Genomic DNA, 24,692 nt, shown 5'->3' on the forward strand with positions numbered 1-24,692 from the left:
GCCTGCGGGTCGCTCGCGGGCCGGCCGGGTGAGGGCGGCGATGCCTGCGGGTCGCTCGCGGGCCGGCCGGGTGAGGGCGGCGATGCCTGCGGGTCGTTCATGGGTCGGCCGGGTGGCGGCGCTGGTGTCTCCGGTCCGGCGGCCTGGTCCGCCGGTGGTTCCAGCGGAGGTACGCCGATGCGGGGCAGGGGGCTCGCGGCCGGTGGGATGCCGCCGGCGGGTGGCGGCGGGTTCACCGGCGCCGGAGCGGTCGCCGGTGACTGGTGGCGGATCGGCCGGGGTGCCTGCGGTGGGGCGTTGACCGGGCGGGGAGTTGTCCGGTCGCGCTCGGCCGTGGTTCCGGCTCGGGGCTCGGGCCTTGCCCCGTTTCGAGCGTCGGGCCGGGTTTCCGCTCGACCGCCCGTCCCGGTCTCGGTGCGGGCTTCGCGGCGAGGGTCAGTGCGGGCTTCGCGGCGAGGGTCAGTGCGGGCTTCGCCACGCATGTCGGTGCGGGCCTCGCGGCGCAGGTCGGTCCTTGTCTCGCCGTGCGGGTCGGTGCGGGCTTCGCCGCGGGAGTCGGTGCGGGTCTCGTGTCGCGGGGCGGTGTGGGGCTCGGCTCGGGGGCCGGGGCGCGCCTCGCCCCGGGTGGTGGCGCCGAAGACGTCATGAACCTCCGGGGAGGTGCGGGATCTCACGACGACCGGGGCCTCCCCGATGAAGCGTTCTTTCTGCACCGGCCGGCTCGGCGGCGGTTCCTCGGTCTCGGGCTTGTTCTCCTGACCAGCATCGGAGGCGTTGGCAGCGAAGCTGGCAGCACGAAATACCGGCATAAAGGTCTCCAACGGCAAAGTGGGAGGAACTGCCCAGAACGCTAGGGCTCATGATCGCTGAGCAACATCCCCCGGTCAGGGCATCACGCCCCGGAACCAGCCGTCGCCGAACACCGGCACCACCTCCGACACGTCGGCCTCACCGGCGACCGCGACGTCGGCGGCGAACCCGATGGCCGCCAGCTCGCGGCCCGAGGAAGACGCCGCGAGCGCTTCCGGGAGCCGTCCCGCCACCGCCCGGTAGGCGGCCACCGCGGTCTCCGCCTCCGGGGAGAGACCATCGAATCCGTCGAGGAACGCGCCGGCGCCCCACAGATCCTCGATCGCCGGCCGGAGTCCACCGTCCGGCCAGCGCTCGCCTGCGGCGACGACGGCGAGCGGTTGCCCGTTCAGCCGGGCCCGCACCCAGGTGCTCGCCGCGCGGGCATTCCGCAGGCTGACCCCGATCACCGTCGTGCCGGTCCTCGCGAACCGTGCGGAGACGGCCGATCCGTTCGGCGACGGCAGCACCAGCCGCTCGACCGGGCGCCGGGATGCCACGCGCCGGAGGGCGGCCGGGGAGAGGCTGATCTCATCCGGCCCGGCCGCGGTCCGGCCGACCGCCAGCTCGGCGCGGTGTTGACCGGCGACCGTCGCCGCACTGTCGTCCCGCCACGGGTAGGGCATCACCGCGATGCCGTGCTCGGCCGCGACGCCGAGCGTAGTGGTGAACGACAGCACGTCCACGACCACGACGAACGCGGCACCCGGCGCGATCTCGCCGGCGCCGGAGGGGCCCCACTCGAACCGCGCCCGATACGACCTCTGACCGAAAACTCCCGCCATTCCGCTCCTCCTCCGTCGCGGGCCAAGATCAGCGGAACTCGCGAACCACCTCGATCGTGCCGACGATGTGGTCGTTGAACTCCTCCAGTTCCTCGGCCGGCACCCACAGCTCGAGGATCGTGTCGCCACCGGCCTGCCGCACCGGATAGCGCGCCGCGAACTCCGCCTCCACCTCGAAGCGGGTCACGAACCCCACGCCCGAGGCCGGCACGTTCCAGTCCCGGGCGATGCGCACCGCGTAGTCCTCGTTGAGCACCGGGTAGAAGATCGGCTGGTCCGGCAGGCGGGGTGGCCACCGCCGCCGGCCGGAGGCTCGCACCAGCTCGAGTTCCTCGGGCCCGGTGGGCCGCCACAGCACCAACGTGTCGGTCATGGCGTGCAGTCTCCCAAGATCGTTTTGCCCTCGCCATCACGTTTCGTCGCCGCTCCGGCTCAGAAGTACGTGTGCAGCACGTCCACCACCCGCCGCTCCTCGTCGACCACCGGGATGTCACGCCACTTGTCGAACGCCGTGCAGGGATGGGAGATCCCGAACCGCACGAGGTCACCCGGCTCGACCTGAACACCATCGGCCACCTCCAGATACGTGTGGTGATCGTTGAGCCGGGTCACCCGCAGCCCGTCGGCCGGCCCGCTCGTCCCGCCGGTCCGCCGGATCTCCATCGGCACCGGCAGGCCCTCGTCGAACGGGGCGTCACGCTTACCCATCCCGGCCAGCGCCAGACCGGGCTCCGGGACGGACAGCACCTGAGCCCAGACCTCCAGCGCCGCGGTGAGCGGGCCCTCCCCCGGCACCCGCACGAACGGGGTCCGCTCCCGGTAAAAGCCGTCGTCGTGGGTGACCGAGGCCCCGCTGCGCAGAACCAGCCGGGCCCGCGAGCTCAGCCCGGCCAGACGGTCGGCAACCCGGTCGAACCAGGCGCTGCCACCGGCCGAGACCAGCGGATCCTCCGGGAGCAGGGCGGCCGCGGACAGCCGCCCGAACCCCTCGGCCAGCCGATCCAAGTAGGCGTCGACCGCGGGCGGGTCGGCGAGCTGCCCCTCGTAGCCCGTGACGCCGACCAGCTCGACACCCGGGGCGTCGGCTGCGGCACGGGCGACAATCTCCAGCTGGTCAAGGGTGCGGACTCCGGTCCGGCCGCCCGGATGGCCCAGCTCGACCAGCACGCGGGCATGCCCGGCCGCGGCCGCCGCCCGTACGCCGGGAAGGGAATCGATCTGGAACATGACCTCCCATCCGGCTCTGCTCTCGGCGGCCAGCCAGCTCAGCGCCGTGGGGTCGAGCACCTGGTTGGCGATCAGCACCCGCTCGACACCGAGTCGCCGCAGGACCAGGGCCTGGTTGGCGGTGGCGACGGTCAGGCCCCACGCGCCGGCACGCAGTTGCGCGTCGATCAGGCCGGGCGCCATCGTGGTCTTGGCGTGCGGGGCGAAATCGAAGCCGTGGCGCCGGCACCAGGCGGCCATCGTGGCGATGTTCGCCTCGACGGCAGCGCGCCGCACCACCATCAGTGGCCAGGTGAACCCGCCGTCGAAGAGACCGGGTCGCTCCGCCGCGATCTCCGCGGCCGTCCGCGTGCCGTGCGGCAACCAGAACCCCTTGCTCCGCCAGTCGATCGTCATCGCCGGCCTCCTGCCGCCGTTGGGATATGGTTCGTAAATGGCTCGCTGATCCGCCCACCTTGACCTGCCGAGCGATTTCCTGCACGCTACTACGAACCACATACGAACCACCAGAGGGAGGCGCGATGACCATCGGGATCGTGGTCCACTCGGGACAGCGCGGTCGCTTCACCGAGGCCGCACGCACGCTGACCGGCGTCTCCTTCGCCTGGGCGGTCTACGAGCGGGAGGAGGAGATCCGTGACCGTGTCACCGACCTGCTCTCCATCGGGGCGCTCTCCGGTCTGCTGCTCGGGCTCGTCCCGCATGCACGGGCAGCCGATCTGCTGCCACCCGGGCTGCCCGTCGTGATCACCCGTTCCGCCGCGCTCGACCTGGCGCTGGCCTGGGCTCGCGCCCGGGGCAACGGCTGGCCGGCCACGCCGGTGAGCATCGACACGTTCCCCGACGAGACGGTGAGCGAGGTCGCGGGCGCGCTCGGGCTGGACCGGTCGTCGATCGCCACCCTTCCGTTCCGCCCCGAGCAGACGGTCGCCGAGGTGGTGACGTTCCACCGGGAGCAGCTGGAGCGCAGCGGCGCACCCTATGTGATCACCGCGCGCACCGGTGTGGCCGCCGCGCTCGACGGGCGGACGGCCGTGCTCCCGGCGACGGCGACAGCCGGCACGATCCGTGCCGATCTGCACGATCTGGTCTCGCGGGTGCGCAGCCGGCAGGCCGGTGGTCAGCGGTTCGCCGCTGCGGTCTTCCGCGCGCCGGAGCCGAGCACCCGGGAGGCGTTGCGGCAGGCTCTGGTCGAGTTGCCGCAGCTCGCCGACGCGTGGATCGACGAGCACGGGCCGCGCGGGGTGATCGCGTTCGCGCCGGCCATCGTCTTCGAGACCCTGACCGACCACTGGGTCAGCCTGCCGATCGACGAGACCACCGGTTTCCACGGCGTCCGCGACGCCGAGCCGTCCCCAGCGCCCGCGGTGGGGTTCGGCATCGGCGGGTCGGCCCGCAGCAGTGTGGCACTGGCCGACCAGGCGGCGGATCGAGCCGAGCGGGACGGTGCCGCCGCGGGCTATCTCATCACCGAGGACGGGATGATGATCGGCCCGATCGGAAGGGCCGGGCCACCGCTGGCCTATACCTATCGGGAGCACGGCGGTCTGGAGGACCTGGCCGCTCGGGCCGGGCTGAGCGCCGCCACGATGTCCCGGCTGGCGGCGCTGGAGCGGTCCCTCGCCGGGCGGGCGATCACCCCCGGCGAGCTGGCCCGCGCGCTCGGGATCACCGATCCCAGCGGGCGCCGGCTGATCCGCAAGCTCGGCGAGGCCGGCCTCGTCGCGCCGGTGGGCAGCGCCCAGCCGCATCACAAGGGGCGGCCCACGCGGCTCTATCGGCTGGCGATCCAGACCCCCCTGGCCTCGGGTGGTGGCCAATGAGGTTCGACCTGTTGCTGACCGGCGGCAGGCTGATGACGGCCCGCGCTCCGGTTACGGCGGGGTCCCCGGGCACCATGGGCTCATCGGCGGCTGCGGGCTTCTCGGCCGCCGGGGAATTGGGCACGCGTGGTGGCTTCCCGGCAACCGAGGGCCACGGCGATCCGGAGGCCGGTGCCGAGTTGCCGGTTTCCGAGATACCCGGCAGCCCGGCATCCGGTGACGGGTACTCGGTCTCCGATATACGTGGCGACCTGGGCATTCGTGACGGGCGGATCGTCGCGGTCGGCCCCGGCCTGCCGCGCGACGCGCGCCGGGTCGTCGACGTCACCGGGAAACTGGTCACGCCCGGGCTCGTCGACCTGCACACGCACGTCGGGCCGGGCTACTGGGGCATCGACCCGGATCCGGTGGCCTGGCACTCCGGGGTGACCACCTGGGTCGATGCCGGGTCCGCCGGGGCGTTCACCCTGGACGGTCTGCGCCGGGTCGCGGCGACCGCCGCCGTCCGGGTCGCCGCGCTGCTGAACATCTCCGCGATCGGTCTCGCCGGACGCACCGGCGAGGGCCGCGACCTGGAGAACTGCGACGTGTCCCTGGCGATCGACACCATCCAGGCGCATCGCGAGCTGGTCCGCGGCGTCAAGGTGCGCATCGATCGGGAGACCGTCGGCGCCAACGGCGTCGAACCCCTGCGTCGCGGCTTGGCCGTGGCGGAAGCGTGCGGGGTGCCGGCGATGGTCCACATCGGTGCCACGCCGCCCCGGCCCGACGAAGTGCTCGGCCTGCTGCGGCCCGGGGACGTCGTGACGCACTGCGCGAGCGGGATCGCCGCACCGCTCGGGTCGTCGATCCGAACAGCGGCCGGGCGCGGGGTGCTGATGGACATCGGGCACGGGTCCGGCGGTTTCGCGTTCGACGTGCTCGAGGAACAGCTCGCTGCCGGGGTGCGGCCGTTCACGATCTCCACCGACCTGCACGCACGGTCGCTGCACGGTCCGGTCTTCGACCTGCCCACCACGATGGCGAAACTGCTGGCCGCCGGTCTCGCGCTGACCGAGGTGGTCGCGGCGGTCACCGTCCGGCCGGCACGACTGCTGGGCCTCCCCGGCGGGACACTGAGCGTCGGGGCACCCGCCGACGTGGCGATCTTCGATGTACGGGAGGAGGAGTTCGCCGTCGCCGACGCGCACCGGCAGGTCCGGGCGTCACCGGTCCGCCTGGTGAACGAGGCGACCTACGTGGCCGGGCGACTGCTCACACCGCGGCTGGCCGCGCCGCCACCGCCGTGGGTTCCGCTGACCGAAGCACAGCGCGCCGCCCTCGACAATCGGGAGCGCCACCTTCGTGACCTGCTCGCCACGCCCCTGGTGGGGGTGGACGGGCTTGCCGAGCAGTTCCCGAGGCACCGGCCTCAGTGACCGAACAACAAACTTTGATACCGAGCCACCGACCAGTCTCCGCACCACGATCTCGGCTACTGCGCCACCGACCAGCGTCCGCACCCCGACCTCAGCCACTGCACCACCGACCTCAGCCTCCGAACCACCGACCTCACTTTTCGAACCATCGACCGAGGAGTTCCTGATGCCCAAACGCGCTGTGATCACCGACCGGGCCGCGCCCGCCGGCGGGCCGTACTCGCATGCCGTCGTCGCCGGCGACACCGTCTACCTGGCCGGGGCGGTCCCGGCACGGCCGGACGGCACCTGGGTCACGGGGAGTTTCGCCGAGCAGGCCCACGCCGCCTTTCAGAACCTGGCCGCGGTCGCCGAGGCGGCCGGGGCGAGCCTGGACGACGCCGTCCGGGTCGGCGTCTACCTGCGGGACTTCGACGACTTTGCCGAGTTGAACGAGATCTACTCGCAGTACATCAAGGGTGATCATCTTCCGGTGCGGACGACGCTGCCGGTGCCGTTGGTGGGCTTCGACATCGAGATCGACGCCATCCTCTACGTCGGAGAGTGAGGCCGGCCTCGACGACCCCGCACCGAGCTCATCAGCTGCGGTCCGGCCCGGGGCCATAGGGTCGCGGCGTGCTCGGTCGCGGCGCAATCCGGCCGAGGCGCCGGCGGTGGGCAGTACGCCGAGCCCGGCCGGGCCGCGCGAGTCCGGCCTGGGCCACGCCGGACTGAGCCGGGCGGCTGGGCCGGCTGGGCCGGGCTTAGCTGGCCGGGCTTGGCTGGCCGGGCTTAGCTGGCCGGGCTTAGCTGGCCGGGCTTAGCTGGCCGGGCTTAGCTGGCCGGGCTTAGCTGGCCGAGCTGGGCTGGGCGGGGCTGCACCGGGACTGGGACTGGGACTGGGACCGGGCTGAGCTGGGACTGGGGCTGCGTTGGGCGCGCGGGGCTGGAGCTGGGGCTGCGGCGGGCGCGGGGACCGGGTCGGGCCGGGGCGGAGAGGAGGGGATAGCGCGGGACCGTCCTGGGTAGAGGGACATGCATGCCTAAACCCGGAGAGTTGCTCGGCGGACGGTATCGGCTCGACGACCGCATCGCGGCCGGTGGCATGGGCGAGGTGTGGGCCGCGACCGACACCGTGCTCAGCCGACCCGTCGCGGTGAAGACGCTGCTGGGCGGGCGCGGGACCGATCCCGGGTTCCTGCGACGGTTCCGGCACGAGGCGCGGACGATGGCGGCGCTGCGGCATCCGGGTGTGGTGGCCGTGTACGACTTCGGGGACACCGAGGACGACAGCGCCTACCTGGTGATGGCGCGGGTCGACGGCGAGCCGCTGAACCGGGTCATCGCGGACCGCGGGCAGCTGACGGTCGCCGAGACCATGTCGATCGTGGCGCAGGCGGGCCGGGCGTTGCAGGCCGCGCACGAAGCCGGGGTGATCCACCGGGACGTCAAACCGGGCAACCTGATCATCGAGCCGGACGGGACGGTGGTGCTGGTCGACTTCGGAGTGGCCCGATCCGCGAACTCGGTGACGCTGACCGGGGCGCGCGAGGTGGTGGGCACGGCTCTCTACATCGCGCCGGAACAGGTGTCGAAGCGGACCACCGGGCCGGCGGCGGACATCTACGCGCTGGGCGCGGTGGCGTACCACTGCTTGACCGGGCGGCCGCCGTTCCTCGGGGACAATCCGCTGGCAGTGGCGCTGCAGCATGTGACGGATGAGCCGCCGCCGCTGTCCCGGGACGTTCCCCGCGCCGTGCGGGACCTGGTCGGCATCGCGCTGGCGAAGCAGCCGGAGGAGCGCTTCCCGTCCGCGGCCGCGATGGCCACCGCCGCGGAGGCCGCCGTTGCCGGGAGCGGCGCGACGCTCACCGGTATCACCGCGGCCACCGGCGCCCTTACCGCGACCGCCGGAATGACCGCGGCTGCCGGGGCTGCCGCTGCCGGGGCTGCCGCTGCCGGATACGGGGCTGCGGCCGGTGGGTACGCGGCCGCCGCGAACACCGGGGGTCTGTCGGGTACGGGAGCCGACAGCCTGTCGGGCGCGCCGACCGGTGGCGCGGCCGCGACGCCCGGCGGCGACCAGCAGAGTTTCGGCTTGACGCCCAGGACCGCCGCCGCGACTGCCCTCAGCAACCCGCAACTGGAGGCGACGAGCGCCGGCAGCGCAGGGCCGGAGCCGACGGGCGGCGGGAGCGCCGGTCTGGCGGCAACGAGCGCCGGCAGCGCAGGGCCGGAGCCGACGGGCGGCGGGAGCGCCGGGCCGGAAGCAACCGACAGCGGGAGTGCCGGGCTGGACCGGAATGCGGCCACGCAGAAGGTCGCCGCCGGAGCGTTCGCCGCCCGGGCCATGGTCGGCGCGCCCCGCCTGGATCAGCTGCCGCCGGTCGGCCCGGTCCAGGACGGCATGACGATGGCCGACGGGAACGTTCTCGCCGTGACCGCGCCACCAGCCCCGCCGGCTCCCGAGGTGACGCGCGAGCCCGCCAAGTCGCGGCGCGCCCTGGTCGCGATAGCGGCCGTCGTTCTGGCGCTGCTGGGCTTGGGCGCCGCTTTCGCCCTCGCGGATCCGTTCGACCTGTTCGGCGACGATCCGGCCGGAGGCACGGCCCCGGGCGGTGTTCCGTCGGTCGCCGCCACGAAGAGCACCGCCCCGAAGGATTCTTCCGGCAAGGGCAGCACCGGCAACGACAATCCTCGCCGGTCGGCCACGTCCAGTACCCCGAAGGCGAGGGCCACGTCTGCGGCGGCGGGCGCCGAGCCGACCGGCGGCGCGCCCACCCCGACGGCCGGAGAACCGACGACCACCCCGGCCGAGGAACCGACGACGACCGCCCCGACGCAGGCGCCGACGGGCGACAGCGACACCGGGAACGACGACGGCGACAACAGCGGGAGCGGCGAGAACAACGGAAACAGCGGGAGCGGCGGGAACAGCGGGAACAGCGGGAGCGGGGGCAGCGGCGGCGGCGTGGAGAACAGCGGCGAGGGCAGCAGCGGAAACTGATCATAAGATCGATTATCGCTGATGGGAGGGCATGGTCTGGGCGCATGCCGGAGGCCCTGACCCCGGCGAGCACCTCGCCTTTTCCCCGTCGCCGTCAACCCCGCAAGACCCGATTTCCCGTACGGCCACCGAGCACGACCTGCCACCCGGAACTCCTCGCCCGTCCCGCTCCCGCACCTCGCGCCCGGGCTCGTCCGGTCCCGCCGCGTCGCCGCCGGTCACCCCCGGTGGGAGCTCCCCCGGCTCCGTTCCACCGGAGGATGACCCGTCCTCCGCCGCCGGACCGCCCTGAGCTGCGATGCGACGCGTACGTCGAAATTCCGTGTTTTGATCTCTGTGGCATCCCGACCGGGCAGCGGCGTCATCACGCAGTAACACGGAACGGTTACACGGCGGAAATGTCCCGATGCAAGCATCTCCGGGCGCACCCAGGAGGTTCCTTTGTTCCTCAGCCGGCACGAGCAGGACCGTCTGCTCATCCACGTGGCCGCCGACGTCGCCCAGAAGCGGCGTGACCGCGGGCTCAAGCTGAACTATCCCGAAGCCACCGCGGTCATCACCGCTTTCCTGCTGGAGGGCGCCCGGGACGGCCGGACCGTCGTGGACCTGATGGATGCCGGGCGGCGCGTGCTGACCCGCGACGACGTGCTGGAGGGTGTGCCCGAGATGCTCGCCGAGGTTCAGGTCGAGGCCACGTTCCCGGACGGGACGAAGCTGGTCACCGTGCACGGGCCGATCTCGTGATCCCCGGCGAGGTCCTCTTCGGCGACGGTGAGATCACGATCAACCCGGGACGGCCGACGCTGGAGTTGACCGTCCGCAACACCGGTGACCGCCCGGTGCAGGTCGGCTCGCATTTCCACTTCGCCGAGTCGAACGCGGCCCTGGAGTTCGACCGCACCGCCGCCTGGGGTCACCGGCTCGGCATCCCGGCCGGCACCTCGGTCCGGTTCGAGCCGGGCATGCCGCGCGACATCGTGCTGGTCCCGCTGGCCGGCAACCGGATCGTGCCGGGCCTGCGCGGCCTGGCCGGCGGTCCGCTGGACCCGCTGCCCGCGGCGGCCGACCCGGACCCGGCCGACATCGAACCGGCCGGGTCGCTCGACGAGGACACCGGCGAGGCCCAGGCCGGCGCCGACAACGGAACCGGGAGCCCACGGTGAGTTCGTCCCTGGAACGCAGCCGCTACGCGGCCCTCTACGGCCCGACCGCCGGGGACCGGATCCGGCTCGCCGACACGAACCTGCTGCTGGAGATCGAGGAGGACCGCAGCGCCGGTCCGCAGCCGGGTGACGAAGTGGTCTTCGGCGGCGGCAAGGTGATCCGCGAGTCGATGGGCCAGTCCCGCGCGACCCGGGCCGAGGGCACCCCGGACACCGTGATCACCGGCGCGGTGATCGTCGACCACTGGGGCATCATCAAGGCCGACGTCGGGATCCGGGACGGCCGGATCGTCGCGATCGGCAAGGCCGGCAACCCCGACACCATGGACGGCGTGCACCCCGGCCTGGTGATCGGCGCCAGCACCGAGATCATCGCGGGCAACGGCAAGATCCTGACGGCCGGGGCGGTCGACAGCCACGTGCACCTGATCAGCCCGACCATCCTGGACACCGCGATCGCGTCCGGCGTCACCACGATCATCGGCGGCGGGACCGGGCCGGCCGAGGGCACGAAGGCGACCACCGTCACCCCGAACGCGTGGCACCTGGCGCGGATGCTCGAGGCTCTGGACACGTACCCGGTCAATGTCCTTCTTCTCGGCAAGGGCAACACGATGTCCGAGGAGTCCATGTGGGAACAGCTGCGCGGCGGCGCCGGCGGTTTCAAGCTGCACGAGGACTGGGGGACCACCCCGGCCGCTATCGACGCCTGCCTGAAGGTGTGCGACGCCTCCGGGGTGCAGGCGGCGATCCACACGGACACGCTGAACGAGGCCGGGTTCGTCGAGGAGACGATCCGGGCGATCGGCGGCCGGTCCATTCACGCCTATCACACCGAGGGCGCCGGTGGCGGGCACGCGCCGGACATCATCACCGTGGCCTCGCACCCGAACGTGCTGCCGTCGTCGACGAACCCGACCCGGCCGTACACGCGGAACACGCTGGCCGAACACCTCGACATGCTGATGGTCTGCCACCACCTGAACTCGGCCGTCCCGGAGGACCTGGCGTTCGCCGAGAGCCGGATCCGCCCGTCCACGATGGCGGCCGAGGACCTGCTGCACGACCTCGGGGCGATCTCGATGATCGGTTCCGACTCGCAGGCGATGGGCCGCGTCGGCGAGGTCATCCTGCGCACCTGGCAGACCGCCCACGTCATGAAGGCGCGGCGCGGCGCGCTCAGCGGTGACGGGCAGGCCGACAACAACCGGATCAAACGGTACGTCGCCAAGTACACGATCGCCCCGGCCATCGCCCACGGCATGGCGGCGCAGGTCGGATCCGTGGCAACGGGCAAACTCGCTGATCTGGTGCTGTGGGATCCGGCGTTTTTCGGCGTACGCCCGAGCCTGGTCCTCAAGGGTGGAATGATCGCCTATGCGCAGATGGGGGACGCCAACGCGTCGATCCCCACGCCACAGCCGATGCTGCCACGGCCGATGTTCGGCTCCTACGGGGTCGTGCCGGCGCAGACCTCGGTCGCGTTCGTCGCCCCGGCCGCGATCGACGCCCTGCTCAACGACCGGATCGGCGTGAAACGCGCGCTGGTCCCGGTCGGTGACACCCGGTCGGTCGGCAAGGCGGACATGCCGCTGAACGACGCGATGCCGCGGATCGAGGTGAAGGCCGACACCTTCGAGGTACGCATCGACGGCGAGATCGTCGAGCCGGACGCGGTCACCGAGCTGCCGATGGCCCAGCGGTACTTCCTCTTCTGATGAGTCTCGCGACACTGTTGTTGCTGGCCGACGGGCGGCTGCCGTCCGGCGGCCACGCGCACTCGTCCGGCTTGGAGGCGCAGGTCGCCGCCGGACGGGTGCGCACCGTCGAGGACCTGGACCGGTTCCTCCGCGGGAGGCTGGCGACCAGCGGGCTGGTCTCGGCGGCGTTCGCGGCGGCCTCGTGCGCCTCGGGTGCCCATCAGCAGCTCGACGCCGGTCTCGACGCCCGCACCCCGTCCCCGGCCCTGCGCAAGGCGTCGCGGGCCCAGGGCCGGGCGCTGCTGCGGGCCGGCCGGGCGATGTGGCCGGTCGCCGCGATCGGCCGGGACCCGCACCAACCCGTCGCACTCGGCGCACTGGCCGCGGCCGCCGGGCTGTCGCCCGCGGAAACCGCAGTTGCGGCGGCGTACGGCACGATCACCGGACCGGCCAGCGCGGCGGTCCGGCTGTTGGGGCTCGACCCCTACGCGGTGCACGCGCTCCTGGCGCGGCTCGCCCCCGAATGCGACCGGACCGCGGCACTCGCCGCGCAACGGTCCGGTGACCCGGTCGACGAACTGCCGGCCGCGGGCGCTCCCCTGCTCGACATCGGCGCCGAGCACCACGCCACCTGGGAGGTGCGTCTCTTTGCATCCTGAACTGCACGAACACGGCCCTGATGAGGTTCCGCACACTCACCCCGACCCCGGGGTCGACCCGCACACCCCGCTGGGCAGCGGGCCCCGCGCGCTGCGCATCGGCATCGGCGGGCCGGTCGGCTCCGGCAAGACCGCCCTGGTCGCGGCCCTGTGCCGGGCGCTCGGCGCGGAACTGCGCCTCGCCGTCGTCACCAACGACATCTACACCACCGAGGACGCCGACTTCCTGCTGCGCAACGGCGTCCTGCCGGCCGAACGGATCCGCGCGGTCGAAACCGGATGCTGCCCGCACACCGCGATCCGCGACGACATCTCCGCGAACCTCGACGCGGTCGAGGACCTGGAGGCGTCACTCGGGCCGCTCGACCTGGTGCTGGTCGAGAGCGGCGGCGACAATTTGACCGCCACGTTCAGCAAAGGCCTGATCGACCAGCAGATCTTCGTGGTCGACGTCTCCGGCGGGGACAAGGTGCCGCGCAAGGGTGGGCCCGGGGTGACCACGGCCGACCTGCTCGTGATCAACAAGACGGATCTGGCGCCGCTGGTGGGGGCGGATCTCTCGGTGATGGATCGGGACGCCCGGGCTCGTCGGCACGAGTTGCCGACGGTGTTCCTGTCGCTGGCCGAGGACAAGGGGGCGACGCCGGTCGCGGAGTGGATCCGGGGGCTGGTGGCGGCCCGCGCGGTGGCGGCCTGACCTCCAAGATCCACCCGAGAAGAACCCCCGCCCTCCTCAGGGGGGCGATCCCACGACCATTGTCCCGCAAACGGGGCCGGCCCCGCCCGGCCCCTGTGGACAACCCAGCAGTGTGGACAACCGCGGATCGGCCAGGAGACGGAGCTAGGGTGGAGCGGTCGCTTGAAGGCTGAGGCACGAGTGGTCGCGGAGTCCGACGGGCGCGGCGGCACCCGCCTCACGGTTCTGCGTGGGCAGTCCCCGCTGCTGCTGCGCAGGACCGGTCCGCGGGTGAGCGGCGGCGTCACCGTGCATCTGGTCGGCGGGGCGGCCGGGCCGCTGCGCGGGGACGAGCTGCGGCTGGAGATCGAGGTCGGGCCGGGTGCGTGGCTGGAGCTGCTCAGCGTGGCCGCGCAGCTCGCGCTTCCCGGCCGGCCGGCGCCCGCGTCCCGGTTGACGGTCACCGCGACGGTGGCGGCGGGTGGCACGCTGCGCTGGCTTCCGGAGCCGCTGATCGCCGCCGCCGGCTGCGATCACGTCGCCGTCACCCGCGTCTCGGTGGCCGACGGCGGGTCGCTGCTGTGGCGGGATGATGTGGTCTGCGGGCGGCACGGTGAGGATTCCGGCGACTTCGTCGCTGACACCCTTATCCGGTACGGCGGCAGCACGCTCTACCGGCACGAACTCGCTGTCGGCCCGCGCGCCGCGGGGTGGAGCGGCCCGGCGGTGCTGGGTGGTGCCGGGGCGGTCGGCACGGTCGTGACGGCCGGCCCGGAGCCCGTGGTCACAGGCGTGGCCGGGGCAGGGTCCGTGGTCACAGGCGAGACCGGGGCAGGGTCCGTGGTCACAGGCGTGGCCGGGGCGGATGCGGCGGTCATGCCGCTCGCCGGGCCGGGCGTGCTCGCCACCGCGGCCGGGCCGGACATCCGCGACGTGCGGGCCGTCCTGGACCCGTTCTGCGCCGCGCACCCGACGGCTCGTCGCCCCGGCGCGCGGGTCGCGGTTTGACCGTTGCACGCCCGCAGCTGGTCGCTGCGGGCCGCGGGTCGCGGTCTGCCCGCCGGCCGAGGGGCGCGGCTACCGCCGTACCGAATAATCGGTGGTGAGAATGGTGAAGGGCGGCCGAAGCCGCCCTCCCACCGCAAGGATCACGCAGCTACGGCGATCGGAACGCCGTGACTGTCCGTCAGGGCAAGCCGCGTGTGCAGATTGCCCTGCTGCTGCACCTTCGCGAAGTATTCGCTCCGGCGCCTCTGCAGACACCCCTTCCGTGTCCGTGGTCCGCCCGCCGCCACGGTCAGCAACTCCGGTGCGAGGGAGCTGTTCAAGCCTTCCCGCAGCAACCGCAGTGCCTCGGTGCGCAACTGGGAGATCCGCGACTCGGTCACGCCGAGTCGCGCCGCCACCTCGCTGAGCGGCTGCTCCTGCAGGAACGACTCCTCCACCACCTGGCGCAGCCGTTCGGGCAGCGCCTGGATGGCCTGGTGCAGGTAGCCGAGGCGTTCTCGTTTGAGCAGCAGATCCTCGGGTCCTTCGGACAGCTCCGGCACCATCTCCTCGGCCGCCCCGGTGGGGAAGCCCTGGAGGCTGAGCAGCGACGCTTTCTGCACGTCGTCCTCGACGCTGGCCAGTTCGGAGATCCCGATGCCGAGCATCTCGGCGACCTCGGCATCACTGGGTGTGCGCCCGAGGGCGGCCGTGAGCTCCTGGCGGGCAGTCGCCGCGCGCCGGGCCCGGGCCCGGACGGATCGGCTGGCCCAGTCCTGGCCACGGAGTTCGTCCAGCAGAGCACCGCGGATCCGCACAGCGGCGAAGCGGTGGAACGGAATGCCGCGGGTCACGTCGAAGGAGCGAGCCGCTCCGAGCAACGCCGCGAATCCGGCTGACGAGAGGTCATCTGCGTGGACGTGGCCGGGCACCCGGTTGAGCAGTTCCCGGACCAGATGGCCAACCATCGGCATGTGTTCGCGGATCAGGTCCTCGATGTCGCGCGCGGAAGGCGCGTCGTGGTGGATGCCGATGGTGGCGGGGAGTTCGGTCGTGACGGTCACGTAGTCCTCCTCGCTCGTACGAACCGGCTGGTGAAACCGGCTGACGAGAAAGAGAGTGGTGGCCGTCGGGTGCAGTGGCGGCGGAACTCGGTTGCTTTTGTGGAGTTTTTTCACATAAAGCCTCAGGTCAACCTGCGGCCCGGGCCCGGAAACACGACGATCCGCCTGACCACGAGGGGTCACGCGGATCGTCTTTGTCCCAGGGGATCAGTGCATGACCGGGGCGCCCATCATGACGACCTCGGCCAGTTCGGTCTGGACCCAGCGCATGCGGCTGACGGCCGCGTCGGGATGGTCACCGAACTCGGTGGCCACGCATGCGGCGCACCCGTCGCTGCCGTGCAGAAGGATCATGCTGGTGATCGCCTCCTCCACGGCGGTGCGGGTCGGGTCCTCGGACGGCTGCAGACACGAGACGAACAGCGCCTCAGCCGCCAGGTCCTTCACAGTGCTGATCATTTGTCGAACTCCCCGTTGCCACGACCTGCTTGATTGTCCGGCCGGCACTCGCTGGCGACGAGATCCATCATCGCTGCGAGCGGCCCGCCGGTCGGCAGCCACGCCGTGCGAAACAACCGCGATCCCGGCAGTTGACCATGGGTCGTAACTTCACGCGAAAACCGGGGCGGATCGAAGCAGAGCGCCTGTCGTTCTCGTCTTCACCGTAACTCGGCGGGCACCGGATCGACCGCAGGTTTTCCGGCCCGGCGATCCTTGCTCGCAGACCGGATCAACAGCTTCGTTTTCCGGCTCAGGGACTTCTGTACCCAGACCTGAGGCAGGCAATCCACCTGCGGGTGGGCCGGCGTTTGCCGACTGTCGTCCGGCTCCGGCTCCGGCCTCGGGCGATCGGCGGGGCAGGGCCGGGATCAGCAGTCGATGCCCACGTCGCAGTCGGCGATCGACGTGCCCGGTGCCGGTGGCGGGTTCGTCACCGGGGTGTCGGGCGCCGTGGTCGGCACGTCCGACGGCGGCGGCGGCGCCGCGCTCTTGGTCACTCCGCCGCCCGGGTCGGTGATCGGCGCCGACGAGGTGCTGGTGCCCGGGGCCGGGGTGCCGCTGCTCGTGGTCCTGCCCGGGGTCGTCGCCCCCTTGGTCGGCGTGATGTGCACGATGCCGCCCGGGTCGACGGAGATGCCGGGCGCCGGGTCGGTCGCCGACGCGGGGTCGCCGAGCCGCTGGGTGCCGTCGGAGAGCTGCTCCACGGGGCGGGACGGCTCGCCGGGCTGACTCGACACGTACGCCTGGCAGGTCTTGCCGTTGAGCTGGAACAGCATCGGCGCGATGTTGCTGTTGACGAAGCGCCCGGTGATCTCCATCGTGATGTTCTGCTGTGGGGCGAGCGCGGCTGCCGACTCGAGGGTGACGGCCCGGTTGTCCTGGGTCAGCGCCACCTTGCCCTGCCCGGAGACGGTCTGGTCGCCCGGCATGAGGAACCACAGTTTCCAGTCGCCGACCGGTTTGTCACCGCGGTTGGCCAGCGTCACCTGCGCCTTGAAGCGGTGCTTCTCCTGCGACCAGACGGCGTAGCTGACGATGCAGTTGCCGGCTGTCTGGACCACGACCGGGCCGGGCGAGGGTGTGCTCGCCAGCGGCTTGTCGTTCGGCGGCGCGGCCAGGCTCCAGCCGTAGGTCATGCCGCTGAGCAGGGCGATAGTGCCGAGGACGACCAGAATCCGGCGGGTCCGTGTCTGCTTGCGGCTGCGGGCCGGAGGACGCTTGCCGGCCGGGGCGGACGGGGCGCCCGCGCCGGGACGCAACTGCGGCGCCCGCGGGTCGTGGGCGTGCGACGTGGCCGCCGCGGCCGGGCCCATCCCGGCGTAGGGGTAACCGGACGGCAGGATCGTGGTGTCCTCGCCGTTGTCCCCCCAGTCCGCCTGGTAGCCGTCGACCGGGGCGGCCGGGGCACCCGCCGCGATGACGGCCAGCTGGTGCGCGACCTCGGCCGTCGGCGGCCGGTCGGACGGGCGCTTCTCCAGGCAGCGGCCGACCAGGGCGTCCACCTCGCGGGGCAGGCCGTCGACCGGCGGGAGCGGCTCGGGCTCCACGTACTGGTGGGCGCGCAGCAGTGCGGTGGTGGTGCCGACGTCCCACGGGAGCTGGCCGATCAGCATGCGGTAGATCAGCAGGCCGACCGCGTAGACGTCGGTGGCCGGGCTGACCTGGCCGCCCTCGAGGCGCTCGGGCGCCAGGTAGGCCGGGGTGCCGAGCAGGCTGCCGTCGTCGTCGGTGTCGTTCTCCCCGATCAGGGCGGAGATGCCGAAGTCGACGACCTTCGCCCCGGACGAGGTGAGCATGACGTTGGCCGGGGTGACGTCGCGGTGCACGATCCCGCGCGCGTGCGCGGCGGCGAGGGCCGCGGCCACGTCGGCGCTGATCCGCACGGCGGTGTTCCACGGCAGGGTGCGCACGCGGGCCAGCACGGCGGCGAGCGACTCGCCGTCGACGAGCTCCATCACGACGTACGGCACGGGTTCGCCGTCGACGGTGGTGGCCTCGCCGTAGTCGTACACGTTGGTGATGTGCGGGTGACTCAACCGGGCCGCGGCCTGGGCCTCGGCGCGCAGCCGTCGCCGGAACGAGGGGTCGGCGCTGGTGGACGGGGGCAGGACCTTGACCGCGACCTGACGCCCCAGCACTTCGTCGAACCCTCGCCAAACCACAGACATCCCGCCGGCGCCGAGACGCTCGACCAGCCGATATCGACCGGCGAGCAGACCCGAACCGGGCAGGTCCGTCGTGCTCATGTGCCCCCACATGCGCGCTTCGAGGAGAACGCCGGACCGCACCGCCATGCCGACCGACGCCGGGCGAGCCAGGGGACCCGCCACCGGATCCTGAGCATCCCCTATCGACGGCGTGGATGTTAGTACCTATAAGGCGTTAGTTCGACCCGTCCACCATGCGATCTACCAGGCAATCATCACACTGAGTTGGATCAGCCGAGCGGCGCGTGGGGCTGTCCGAACGGGCAGGAAAGCGCTTTCCGTCAACCGTCCGTCACGCAACGCCACGGAGCTGTACGGAGATTGCCCGCTTCGTCGGAACTTGCGCTTTCAACTTTCGCGTTACTCCATCGTGGAGTCATACACGATCGGTCAATATTTCGCTACGGAGAGAGATCTTGGATGTCCATGATCTGTCACACTGCTTGACCCGACCGGGGGCTCGTGGTCAGATTCCGGGCCAGTTGCGGGGTGGCGCGGATCGCCGGGGCGACCGGGATCACCGGATGCGCACCGGCCGGGACGGCCCCCAGCTCACCCAGGAACGCCCGCACCGGCGCCCATTTCTCGTAGTTCACCAGCAGCACCTCCCCCGGCGCGGTCATCGCCAGCGCGGTGGTCACCGCCTCCCGGAAACCGTCCGCGCGGACCGCCCGGATCTGCGGCCGCCGGGCCCGCATCTCCCGCTCGACCAGCGCGGACACCTGACCCGCCGGACGCCCGCGGGTGTCCTTGTCGTCGTAGAGCACAGCCCGGGTCAGCCCGTCGGCCAGGATCTGGGCCGACGCGGCGAGCAGGTCGTCGCGTCGGTCCGGGGGCAGCGTCACGGCGGCCACGCACCGGTTCGCACCCCACAGCCGGTGCAGCGTACGCAACGTCGTGGCGAGCGCGGCCGGGTTGTGCGCGTAGTCCAGGAAGACCGAGACGTCGCCGAGCCGCAGCAGCGTGCCACGCCCGGGGTTGTCCACCCCCGGGTCGAACTCGCTCAACCGGCCGGCCACGGTCTCCGGGCGAGCACCGAGCGCGCGGGCAGCGGCGATCGCGGCGAGAGCGTTGGCGGCGGTGTGAAGGGCGGCTCCGCCGTACGCGCCGGGAACTTCCGTCAAACGCATCAGGGGCGTCCGCCGGGCCCCGGTCGCCTGCACGAGCCAGCCGTCCTGCAGCACGTACGCCGTGCCGCCCTGCCCGAGATGTTCGGTCAGCACCGGGTTGCCCGGGTCGAGACCGAACCAGACGAGACGTTTCCGGTCGGCGCGCACCCGGGGCCGGGTCGCCAGGCTGCGCACCCACGGGTCGTCGGCGTTGAGCACCAGCGTGCCGCCGTCGCGCACCCGCTCGGCGACCACCGCCTTGACGTGGGCCAGGTCCTCGATCGAGCCGAGCCCGTCCTGACCCAGGTGATCGGCGGTGATGTTGGTGATCACGCCGACGTCCGACCAGTCGTAGCCGAGCCCGCGCCGCAGCAGGCCGCCCCGCGCGGTCTCCAGCACCGCCACCTCGACCTGCGGGTCGCCGAGCACCTGCTGCGCCGAGCGCGGCCCGGTGGCGTCGGCCAGGTGGATCGCGCGGCCGTCGACGTACACCCCGTCGGTGGTCGTCACGCCGACCCGCCGCCCGCCGCCGCTGAGCAGGTGCGCGGTCAGCCGGGTGACCGTGGTCTTGCCGTTGGTCCCGGTGACCGCGACGGTCGGGATCCGCCCGTCGGAGCCGCCGGGGAACATCGCCCGCACGATCGCGTCGCCCACGTCGCGGGCCCGGCCGCGCACCGGCGCCAGGTGCATCCGCAGCCCGGGGGCCGCGTTGACCTCGATCACCCCGGCGACCGGTTCGTCCTCGCCGGTCGGCGGCAGCGGCGCGGCGATCTCCGGCAGCCGCAGGTCGATGCCGGCGATGTCCAGCCCGATCAGCGCGGCCACCCGCTGGCAGAGCCGGGTCACGTCCGGGTGCACCTGGTCGGTGACGTCCCGGCTGGTGCCGCCGCTGGAGAGGTTGGCGCAGTCACGCAACCAGACGGTCTCGCCCTCGGGCGGAACGTCGGTTCTCGTGAACCTCGCCTCGTCCAGCGTGATCCGGGTCAGCACCCGCGAGTGCCCGGCCCCGCGCCGCGGATCCGCATTGACCTGGTCGACCAGTTGCTGCAGCGTGGACTTGCCGTCGCCGATCACGTGCGCGGCGATCCGCTCGGCCGCGGCCACCACCTCGCCGGCCACCACCAGCACCCGGTAGTCGCGCCCGGCCAGCTGCCGTTCGACCACCACGTCCGCACCGGCCGCGGCGAACGCACGCTCGACCTGCTCCGGTGTGGTCAGCCCGAGGTGGACGTCGCGCCCATGCCGTCCGCGCCGCGGCTTGACCACGACCGGCCCGCCGAGTTCGCGCAGCAGCCCGACCGCCTCCGGCGCGGTGCACGCCGCTCCCCCGGCCGCGACCGGGATGCCGGCCTCGCCGAGCAGCCGCCGGGTGACGTGCTTGTCGCCGGCGATGTCGATGCCCACTCCACTGGTCCGGTCGGTCATCGCGGCCCAGGCCATCCGTCGCCGGGTTCCCCAGCCGAGCCGGACCAGGCTGAGGTCGTCGAACCGCTCGACCGGGATGCCGCGGCGCCGGGCGGCTGCGATGATCGCCCGGGTGCTCGGCCCGGTCGCCTCCCGCTCGGCGAAGGCGGCCAGTTCGGCGAGCCGTGCGTCCGGCCGTCCCCCGCCCGGGCCGGCGTGGATCGCCATCACCAGGTCGACCGCGGCGTCGAGCAGCTCACCCGGCACACGCGATTCCGGCGACTCGTCGACCGGGCACTCCAGGATCACGTCGTAGAGCCCGGTCTCGCCGGCCGAGACGGTCCGGCCGAAGCTGACGTCCCGGCCGATCAGCTGCGACAACTCCAGGCACACGTGCTCGGTGACGTGACCGAAGTACGTCCCGCCCCGCAACCGGCTGACGAACCCGCCCGGCGCACCGGCCGCGCAGTGGTGCTCGGCCAGCCCCGGCAGTGCCCGCAGCAGCCGCTCGGTGAAGCCGGTGACGTCAGACGTCTCCTGCCCGGTCAGCTCCTCCAGCCGGAGCCGGGCCACCACCGCCGGCCGGGACAGATACACGTTGGGGCCGCGCAGGCGGCGCAGGCTCTCGATCTTCATGGGAGTGGTCCCCGATCCCCGGCCGCCGGCCGGTGAGGTGGTAGGTGTGACCCGCCGGCAGCACGTGGATCAGTGCCCCGGCCAGCGCGATCGGGCCGCCGCTGGGGACCCGGATGTCGGTGGCGGCCCCGGCGTCGACGACCGTCACCGCGCCACTGCCGAGAACCTCGAAGCAATCGCCGTCGGTCAGGATCGCGGTGTCCTCGTCGATACCCAGGCCGAGTTCGTGCGGATATCGCGCCACCGCGCTGAGCAGCCGGTTCAACCGCCCCCGCTGCGCGAAGTGCTGATCGATGAGCACCCCGGGAAGGAATTCAAGACCAGGACCCGTGCGTACGGCCGCAGCGGTCACACCCGGTCCGTCCCCGCCCACGATCATGGTGGCCGACATCATGGCCGCCCCCGCACTGGTCCCGCCGAGCACCACGGCACCGCCCGCCACCAGCTCCTGCAGCAGTGAGTCGGTCGCGGTGCCGCCCAGCACCGCGGTGATCCGCTGCTGGTCGCCGCCGGTGAAGAAGACCCCGGTGGCGTCGCGCAGCACGGCGGTCGCCTCCGGCGCGTTCGCCTCCGGGCGGGTGGTCAGCCGCAGCGCGCGGACCGAGCCGGCGCCGAGCCCGGTGAACGTCTCGACGTAGTGCGCCTCGGTGCTCTCCGGGGTCTCGCTGGCCGTCGCGATCACCACGATCCGGGCGGACGCGGCACCGGCGAGCTCCACGAACCGGACGAGCAACGCCGGTCCGGCGGCGCCTCCGATGATCAGTAGCCGGGCGTCCACCGTGCCTCCTCAGCAGGAACCCTTCCGGGTCACTCTTGAGGTTAATCGGAACAAAACCGAAACATCCGGCTAATCGGAATGCTTGGGAGGCAGCAGGTGGCGTACCGACGGCGGGCTCTCGGCGAGCGCGACCGCCCGCTCCTCCACCCGCTCGTCGTCCCCGGTCAGCCGGCCCTCGTGCTGGCGCAGATGCTCCTCCCACGTCGGGACCAGGTACACCTCGACGAACTGGGCCGGGTCGGCGCCGTCGCGGAACAGGCCCCACTGGGTCGCACCGGTCCGCTGCCGGGAACCACGCAACTCGTCCATCGCGCTGACGAACGCGTCGGTGTTGGCCGGCGCCACCCGGTACGTCGCCGACACCAGCACCGGGCCGTCCTCCAGGTGCGGCTGCAGCAGCAGGTGCGGCTCGGCCCAGAAGACGGCGGAACTATGGTCGTCGTCCTCGTGGGTGTGGACGGGCCACAGGCGTACCGCCAAGGTGCCCGCCAGCATCAGAGCCGCCGCGATCCCGAAGGCCGGCCGCAGGCCGAAGGCCTCGGCCGACTGCCCCCAGGCGACCGCGCCGAGCGCCTGCCCGCCCGCGAAGACCAGCTGGTAGATCGCGAGTGCCCGGGCGCGGACCCAGTTCGGCAGGTTCAGCTGCATCGCCGCGTTCATCCGCGACACCAGCATCATCCAGGCCAGGCCCGCGGCGACCAGCGCCGGCGTGACCACGAACCGGTTCGGGACCAGCGCGACGACCAGCAGCACCGCACCATAGGCAAGTCCGGTCACGGCGATCATCTGATTGGTCCGCAGCAGCCGTCGCGCCCGCGGCATCAGCAGCGCCCCGGCGATCGCACCGACGCCGAGCGCGGCCAGCAGGATGCCGTAACCACTCGCGCCCATGCCCAGCTCCCGGCTCGCGACCAGCGGCAACAGGCCCCAGACGACGCTGCCGGGCAGAACGAACAGCAGCACCCGGCCGAGGATCCGGCGGATCACCGGGGACCAGCGGACGTACCGCCCGCCGGCGCGCAGCGCCGAACCGAACGGCTCCGGACGCTTCACCGGCGGCTGCTCCGGACGCCGCCAGCGCAGCAGCGCCACCGCGAACACCACGAACGACAGCGCGTTCAACCCGAAGACCACCGTCGATCCGAAATGCGCCACGAGCAGACCGGCCAGCGCCGGACCGGCCGATCGGGCCAGGTTGGTGTTGACCGCGCCGAGCGCCGACGCCGACGGCAGCTCGTCGTGCGACACCACCTCCGGGATCACCGCCTGCCATGACGGCAGCGTGAGCGCCTGCCCGCACCCCAGCAGAAACGTGAAGACCAGCAGGGTCGCGGGGCCCGCTCGGTGCAGGGCCGTCAGCGCGGTCAGGGTTCCTGCGATCACGAACAGACTCAGCTGTACGGCGATGAGCAGCCGCCGCCGATCCAGTGCGTCCGCGATCGTCCCCGCCGGCAGCGCGAACAACAGCACCGGCACCGTGGTGGCGGTCTGCACCAGGCTGACCCAGGTCGCTGCGTTCGCCTCGTGGACCACCAGCCACTGGGCGCCGACGGTCTGCATCCACGTGCCGATGTTGCTGGCCAGCACGCCGATCCAGAGCGCGCGGAAAACCGGGTTCGTTCGTAACACGCCTTATTCTCGGCGGCGGTGCGCGCCCGGCCCGGGGCGGGGCAGCACGTCCCGGTGATCGGTCACCTCGTGTCCCTCGGCGCAGCCGATCCCGGCGTGCACTTCGGCGCCGCAGTCACGATGGGCGAACCGGATCGGCGGCCCCTCGGGGTCGGCCAGGTATCGGTTGCCCCACCCGGCCAGGGCGATCAGCACCGGATAGAGGTCGAAGCCCTTCTCGGTCAGCCGGTACTCCTGGCGCACCCGGGCGCCCGGCTCCCGGTACGGCTCACGGCGCAGCACCCCGGCCTCGACCAGGGCGGACAGCCGGTTTGCGAGCACCTGGCGGGGGATGTGCGTGCGCACCCGCATGTCGTCGAAGCGCCGGATGCCGGAGAAGATCTCCCGCAGCACCACCATGGTCCACTTCTCGCCGAGGATCTCCATCGCGCGCGAGATCGTGCAGTTGTCGACGCTCCAGTCCAGCGCCTCCGGCCGTCCCGGTGTTGTGACATGTCCGACCATCGGCCCAGGCTAGGTCTCGTTGACAGACGCAGCAAGCCGATGCCAGCCTGAGTCCATGACGCAGACCCAGACCGAGCGCTCCCGCACCTTCTCCTGGACCGACCCCACGGAGCACGCCAAGCTGTTCGCGGAGCGCAGCGGCCTGGACGTGCTGCGCGCGATGGCAGCCGGCGACGTCCCGCCGCCGCCGATCTTCCAGCTCATCGGCGGCAACCGCCTCCAGGTCGAACCGGGCAGCGTCACCGTCACCCTCGACCCGCAGGAATTCCACTACAACCCGATCGGCACCGTCCACGGTGGCATCATCTCCACCCTGCTCGACACCGCCGCCGCCTGCTCCGTCCAGTCCACGCTGCCCGCCGGCGTCGGCTACACCAGCATGGACCTGAACGTGAAGTTCCTGCGCCCGGTCACTGTCGACACCGGCCTGGTCACCTGCACCGGCGCCGTCCTCCAGCAGGGCCGCCGCACCGCCCTGGCCGAAGCCCGCCTCACCGACCCCGCCGGCAGACTCCTGGCCCACGCCACGTCCACCTGCCTCCTCTTCCCCCTCCCCACCCGGTAACCCCGGCCCCGTCCGGCCTCAG

At 72.4% G+C, this 24,692-nt stretch carries 20 protein-coding genes and 1 pseudogene; 11 read left to right on the forward strand and 10 right to left on the reverse strand.

All coding sequences use genetic code 11. The features are described from left to right. Positions 1-884: 884 nt before the first annotated feature. From ACH442_RS25765 to ACH442_RS25775, 3 genes are read right to left on the reverse strand one after another with little or no spacing between them, the layout of a single operon-like run. Positions 885-1,634, reverse strand: coding sequence for a 2-phosphosulfolactate phosphatase (locus tag ACH442_RS25765; protein ID WP_396340661.1), 750 nt, complete (start codon positions 1,632-1,634; stop codon positions 885-887). Between the two features lie 28 nt (positions 1,635-1,662). Further along, the gene (locus ACH442_RS25770) at positions 1,663-2,007 is read right to left on the reverse strand and encodes a hypothetical protein (protein WP_396340662.1); all 345 of its coding nucleotides are present in this window, start codon (positions 2,005-2,007) and stop codon (positions 1,663-1,665) included. Between the two features lie 59 nt (positions 2,008-2,066). Further along, positions 2,067-3,257, reverse strand: a complete 1,191-nt coding sequence (locus tag ACH442_RS25775; protein WP_396340663.1) for an alanine racemase — start codon at positions 3,255-3,257, stop codon at positions 2,067-2,069. Between the two features lie 125 nt (positions 3,258-3,382). Between ACH442_RS25775 and ACH442_RS25780 the strand changes: the two genes are divergently transcribed. From ACH442_RS25780 to ACH442_RS25825, 10 genes and pseudogenes are all read left to right on the forward strand, one after another. Then, positions 3,383-4,684, forward strand: a complete 1,302-nt coding sequence (locus ACH442_RS25780) for a winged helix-turn-helix domain-containing protein (protein WP_396340664.1) — start codon at positions 3,383-3,385, stop codon at positions 4,682-4,684. Next, positions 4,681-6,102, forward strand: a complete 1,422-nt coding sequence (locus ACH442_RS25785; RefSeq protein ID WP_396340665.1) for an amidohydrolase family protein — start codon at positions 4,681-4,683, stop codon at positions 6,100-6,102. The genes ACH442_RS25780 and ACH442_RS25785 overlap by 4 nt, the downstream gene beginning before the upstream one ends. Positions 6,103-6,268: 166 nt before the next feature. After that, positions 6,269-6,649 (forward strand): RidA family protein, encoded by a 381-nt coding sequence (locus tag ACH442_RS25790; RefSeq protein WP_396340666.1) that lies wholly within the window; start codon positions 6,269-6,271, stop codon positions 6,647-6,649. A 471-nt stretch (positions 6,650-7,120) separates the two neighbouring features. Next, the gene (locus ACH442_RS25795; protein ID WP_396340667.1) at positions 7,121-9,088 is read left to right on the forward strand and encodes a protein kinase; all 1,968 of its coding nucleotides are present in this window, start codon (positions 7,121-7,123) and stop codon (positions 9,086-9,088) included. A gap of 441 nt (positions 9,089-9,529) precedes the next feature. Further along, the gene (locus ACH442_RS25800; RefSeq protein ID WP_396340668.1) at positions 9,530-9,832 is read left to right on the forward strand and encodes an urease subunit gamma; all 303 of its coding nucleotides are present in this window, start codon (positions 9,530-9,532) and stop codon (positions 9,830-9,832) included. After that, positions 9,829-10,134, forward strand: a pseudogene (locus ACH442_RS25805) (urease subunit beta); the annotation flags it as partial. The gene ACH442_RS25800 and the pseudogene ACH442_RS25805, both read left to right, overlap by 4 nt. A gap of 113 nt (positions 10,135-10,247) precedes the next feature. Beyond that, positions 10,248-11,969 carry an urease subunit alpha gene (locus ACH442_RS25810; protein WP_396340669.1) on the forward strand — a complete coding sequence of 574 codons (1,722 nt, stop codon included), beginning with the start codon at positions 10,248-10,250 and terminating at the stop codon, positions 11,967-11,969. Further along, on the forward strand, positions 11,969-12,610 hold the full coding sequence (locus ACH442_RS25815; RefSeq protein WP_396340670.1) for an urease accessory protein UreF: 642 nt from the start codon (positions 11,969-11,971) through the stop codon (positions 12,608-12,610). Before ACH442_RS25810 ends, ACH442_RS25815 begins: the two co-directional genes overlap by 1 nt. Beyond that, entirely contained in the window at positions 12,600-13,307 is a 708-nt protein-coding gene (gene ureG, locus ACH442_RS25820; protein ID WP_396340671.1) for an urease accessory protein UreG, read from the forward strand. The genes ACH442_RS25815 and ureG overlap by 11 nt, the downstream gene beginning before the upstream one ends. 162 nt (positions 13,308-13,469) lie before the next feature. Then, on the forward strand, positions 13,470-14,294 hold the full coding sequence (locus ACH442_RS25825; protein ID WP_396340672.1) for an urease accessory protein UreD: 825 nt from the start codon (positions 13,470-13,472) through the stop codon (positions 14,292-14,294). A 140-nt stretch (positions 14,295-14,434) separates the two neighbouring features. Here the strand turns inward: ACH442_RS25825 and ACH442_RS25830 are convergent, their stop codons facing one another. From ACH442_RS25830 to ACH442_RS25860, 7 genes are all read right to left on the reverse strand, one after another. Further along, positions 14,435-15,337, reverse strand: coding sequence for a sigma-70 family RNA polymerase sigma factor (locus tag ACH442_RS25830; protein WP_396340673.1), 903 nt, complete (start codon positions 15,335-15,337; stop codon positions 14,435-14,437). 207 nt (positions 15,338-15,544) lie between these two features. Beyond that, positions 15,545-15,796: a hypothetical protein gene (locus ACH442_RS25835; RefSeq protein WP_396340674.1), complete on the reverse strand. Its 252-nt coding sequence runs from the start codon at positions 15,794-15,796 to the stop codon at positions 15,545-15,547. A gap of 410 nt (positions 15,797-16,206) precedes the next feature. Beyond that, a complete protein-coding gene (locus ACH442_RS25840; protein ID WP_396340675.1) occupies positions 16,207-18,084 on the reverse strand; it encodes a protein kinase in 1,878 nt (625 codons plus the stop codon). Between the two features lie 395 nt (positions 18,085-18,479). Beyond that, positions 18,480-21,194 carry a cyanophycin synthetase gene (gene cphA, locus ACH442_RS25845; protein ID WP_396340676.1) on the reverse strand — a complete coding sequence of 905 codons (2,715 nt, stop codon included), beginning with the start codon at positions 21,192-21,194 and terminating at the stop codon, positions 18,480-18,482. After that, positions 21,085-21,972, reverse strand: a complete 888-nt coding sequence (locus ACH442_RS25850) for a cyanophycinase (protein ID WP_396340677.1) — start codon at positions 21,970-21,972, stop codon at positions 21,085-21,087. Before ACH442_RS25850 ends, cphA begins: the two co-directional genes overlap by 110 nt. Positions 21,973-22,041: 69 nt before the next feature. Further along, positions 22,042-23,601: an MFS transporter gene (locus ACH442_RS25855; protein WP_396340678.1), complete on the reverse strand. Its 1,560-nt coding sequence runs from the start codon at positions 23,599-23,601 to the stop codon at positions 22,042-22,044. 3 nt (positions 23,602-23,604) lie between these two features. Further along, complete coding sequence (locus ACH442_RS25860) at positions 23,605-24,105, reverse strand: winged helix-turn-helix transcriptional regulator (protein WP_396340679.1); 501 nt, start codon at positions 24,103-24,105, stop codon at positions 23,605-23,607. A 19-nt stretch (positions 24,106-24,124) separates the two neighbouring features. On the opposite strand from ACH442_RS25860, the gene ACH442_RS25865 reads away from it, so the two are divergent. After that, positions 24,125-24,670, forward strand: coding sequence for a PaaI family thioesterase (locus ACH442_RS25865; protein WP_396340680.1), 546 nt, complete (start codon positions 24,125-24,127; stop codon positions 24,668-24,670). The last annotated feature ends 22 nt before the right edge of the window (positions 24,671-24,692 follow it).

The sequence above is a fragment of the Actinoplanes sp. NPDC020271 genome (assembly GCF_044388125.1).
GTDB lineage: Bacteria > Actinomycetota > Actinomycetes > Mycobacteriales > Micromonosporaceae > Actinoplanes.

Bases quoted from the DNA above. Each gene is read 5' to 3' on its own strand.
- ACH442_RS25795 (WP_396340667.1), top strand. From the start codon at position 7,121: ATGCCTAAACCCGGAGAGTTGCTCGGCGGACGGTATCGGCTCGACGAC.
- ACH442_RS25785 (WP_396340665.1), top strand. From the start codon at position 4,681: ATGAGGTTCGACCTGTTGCTGACCGGCGGCAGGCTGATGACGGCCCGC.
- cphA (WP_396340676.1), bottom strand. From the start codon at position 21,194: ATGAAGATCGAGAGCCTGCGCCGCCTGCGCGGCCCCAACGTGTATCTG.
- ACH442_RS25780 (WP_396340664.1), top strand. From the start codon at position 3,383: ATGACCATCGGGATCGTGGTCCACTCGGGACAGCGCGGTCGCTTCACC.
- ACH442_RS25790 (WP_396340666.1), top strand. From the start codon at position 6,269: ATGCCCAAACGCGCTGTGATCACCGACCGGGCCGCGCCCGCCGGCGGG.
- ACH442_RS25860 (WP_396340679.1), bottom strand. From the start codon at position 24,105: ATGGTCGGACATGTCACAACACCGGGACGGCCGGAGGCGCTGGACTGG.
- ACH442_RS25765 (WP_396340661.1), bottom strand. From the start codon at position 1,634: ATGGCGGGAGTTTTCGGTCAGAGGTCGTATCGGGCGCGGTTCGAGTGG.
- ACH442_RS25770 (WP_396340662.1), bottom strand. From the start codon at position 2,007: ATGACCGACACGTTGGTGCTGTGGCGGCCCACCGGGCCCGAGGAACTC.
- ACH442_RS25775 (WP_396340663.1), bottom strand. From the start codon at position 3,257: ATGACGATCGACTGGCGGAGCAAGGGGTTCTGGTTGCCGCACGGCACG.
- ACH442_RS25835 (WP_396340674.1), bottom strand. From the start codon at position 15,796: ATGATCAGCACTGTGAAGGACCTGGCGGCTGAGGCGCTGTTCGTCTCG.
- ACH442_RS25815 (WP_396340670.1), top strand. From the start codon at position 11,969: ATGAGTCTCGCGACACTGTTGTTGCTGGCCGACGGGCGGCTGCCGTCC.
- ACH442_RS25840 (WP_396340675.1), bottom strand. From the start codon at position 18,084: ATGAGCACGACGGACCTGCCCGGTTCGGGTCTGCTCGCCGGTCGATAT.